The following is a 1619-nucleotide window of genomic DNA, read 5'->3' on the forward strand; positions in this document are numbered from 1 at the left end:
CATGGCAGAACAGCTTGCAATGTTGTTGGCTCCGCTACGCACGTCGGCTTAACTCAAGCGTTAGACCGCGCATGAAGCTACTCGTTGTCTTGGTACTACTTCTTCAAGCTTCGGCCAGCTATTCGCAGCCGGCCGAGCATTGCCCAGTGTTGCCCGCCGACTCTGGGATGACCTGGTCTTATAAACAAGGCCCAGACTTTGGCGTCTGCTATGCAGTTGATTCCTCCACTGGGAAAGACGCATTCGGCATCTATCTCGGTTACGCGCCAAAATTTGATCCGAGTCAGGGAAACGCGATTGGTGCCGGCAATGTGGGCGGTCGTAAAGTCAAGTGGTACGAGCGTTCTTCCTTCTACATACACAGTGATCCCGCGGAGTTCTCGCAAGAGACCGTGATTGAGCTTGATCGCAACGGGAGCTTCGCCCATATCTGGGTCGTGGCGACTTCTCCTCAGCAATTGACGCAGCGGCTTGCTGTTCTAAACAGGCTGCAGTTCCGGTGATCGGGGCGCGGTCTAACAATTCGTTCAACCCGAACCCGCTTCGTTCCACCAACAACATGGCCGGTAGAGCTTGCCATGTTGTTGGCTCCACTACGCAGGTCGGGTTAACTCAAGCGTTAGGCCCCACCCGTGACCACCGTCGTCATCCTTGTTCTTGCCCTCGTTGGACTAGCGCTGCTCTTGCCGCGCGCCAGCCCTGGATGGGCATTACTGGCCGACCGCCCTCACGGTCTGACAGACTGGAGCGCTTTGTACGAGCAGGCCCAAGCTTCGGTAGTCGCCGCTGCGCTCGAAGAAATTCGCCTTTCGTTCTTCCTGCGGCCCGATGATCTTCAGCGCCTGAAGCCTGAAGACTCGCTCCTGGCTATCTACCGTGCAGCCTACCCGGAGCTCGGCGGGGTCGACTCTCAGGAGTTTGAGTCGCTCTATGCCACGTTGCGCTCCCGATTCAACGTGCCGGCAGACGAGTTACAGGCACTGTCGGACCCAACGGTCGGTGATGTTCTCGGCCTGGCGGTCCGCTACAGTGGGGCCTAACAATTCGTTCAAGGGGATGCCGCTTCGCGGCACCCCTTAACTCAGGCGTTAGGCCGCACAGGAGAGTTCATGGCGACTCGTGAAGAACTGCTGGAGCATCTTTGGCGGCATGTGATTAATGTCAACTTAGATCAGGCTTCTTTGCAGGACGAGATAGCTCGCTCAAAACGCAAGCCGGATGCCCCGTTCGCGGATACTGGCCCTGCATTAGAGAGGTTGCTTGCGGCTGGTGTCAGCCCGAGCGACATTTGCCTTATCCGCCGCGAGTCAGCTTATGCGGCAGCATTCGCCACGTTATACGCTCTCGGTGATCCCGGCGTAGACGACGACAATGTCTTCATGCTCTTCGAGGAGCTACTTACGGCAGATCCGAGTGGCATGGAAGGTCGGCCAGGTTCTGCTGGTGCGGCCTAACAGTTCGTTCAACCCGAACCCGCTTCGCTCCACCAACAACATGGCAGGTAGAGCTTGCCATGTTGTTGGCTCCACTACGCAGGTCGGGTTAACTCAAGGTGTTAGGCCCCTTGGAAAGTCAGCCGATGGACATTGCAATTCTTGCAGCCGCAGTCATCGGGTACC

At 57.3% G+C, this 1619-nt stretch carries 3 protein-coding genes; all 3 read left to right on the forward strand.

All coding sequences use genetic code 11. From position 1 onward, the window contains the following. The coding region (locus tag ACFONC_RS07325; RefSeq protein WP_386743088.1) for a hypothetical protein at nt 1-503 on the forward strand (503 nt) is incomplete at its 5' end. A 129-nt stretch (nt 504-632) separates the two neighbouring features. Further along, the gene (locus ACFONC_RS07330; protein WP_386743089.1) at nt 633-1040 is read left to right on the forward strand and encodes a hypothetical protein; all 408 of its coding nucleotides are present in this window, start codon (nt 633-635) and stop codon (nt 1038-1040) included. 69 nt (nt 1041-1109) lie between these two features. Continuing rightward, nucleotides 1110-1454 carry a hypothetical protein gene (locus tag ACFONC_RS07335; protein ID WP_386743090.1) on the forward strand — a complete coding sequence of 115 codons (345 nt, stop codon included), beginning with the start codon at nt 1110-1112 and terminating at the stop codon, nt 1452-1454. Nucleotides 1455-1619 lie beyond the last annotated feature (165 nt).

This window comes from Luteimonas soli, from assembly GCF_042648865.1.
GTDB classification, from domain to species: domain Bacteria; phylum Pseudomonadota; class Gammaproteobacteria; order Xanthomonadales; family Xanthomonadaceae; genus Luteimonas; species Luteimonas soli.

What these genes read in the sequence shown, in the direction of transcription:
- ACFONC_RS07335 (WP_386743090.1), top strand. Translation starts at nt 1,110, where the DNA reads ATGGCGACTCGTGAAGAACTGCTGGAGCATCTTTGGCGGCATGTGATT.